Raw genomic sequence first — 650 nt, 5'->3', positions numbered from 1 at the left:
CCTATTACCAGTGAAGGAAAGGAAGAAAGAATGCTGACAAATCCCACCTTTGATCAGATGCAGGCCGAGGGCCTGCATCTGATCAAAGGTGGGATTTGTCAGCATTCTTTCTTCCTTTCCTTCACTGGTAATAGGTGGAGCCGCGGATGTTGGCGTGCGGCGGTGTCGGCTTTGCCGGTTCTGAAGAGCTGGCCCGGTCGAGACCGGATTTGAGAATGGCGGTGACGGAGGCGTAGGTGATTGCGTTGATCAGCAGCGCTCGCTCGCAGGCCGCCTCGGTGCGCTCCTGGCCATAGCGCGGCGAAAGCGACAGGATGCCCATGGCCGCGCGGTATCCCTGCTCCGGATGCGGCCGATCACGCATCATGCGCTCGACGAGGATGGCAGCGTTGGGCCCAATTTTGGCGGCCCGACCGATCAGGCTGGCGGGCGTGGTGTTGGCGTAGCGCTGATGCGCCTTGGGCATGTGCGCGTTGATGGTGACGTGGCCGGAACGCTGTGAGCGGCGAACATGACTGGCGACACGCTGGTGATCGTGGAAGATCTCGACCACCCGATAGGTGAGCCGCACCTGGACGGTGCGCCCGATCAGCCGGTGCGGCACCGAGTAGAAGGTCTTGTCGACTTCGACATGGTAGTCGGGATGGACC

The 650-nt window shown here is 61.4% G+C and carries 1 pseudogene; it reads right to left on the bottom strand.

Annotated features, from left to right (window positions below):
• Positions 1–121: 121 nt before the first annotated feature.
• Positions 122–650: pseudogene (locus EOA27_RS39060) on the bottom strand (IS21 family transposase); the annotation flags it as partial.

It is taken from the genome of Mesorhizobium sp. M2A.F.Ca.ET.037.01.1.1 (assembly GCF_003998075.1).
GTDB lineage: Bacteria > Pseudomonadota > Alphaproteobacteria > Rhizobiales > Rhizobiaceae > Mesorhizobium.
Note: the sequence above shows the minus strand (reverse complement) of the source record. Positions and strands in the feature narration are given on the sequence as shown.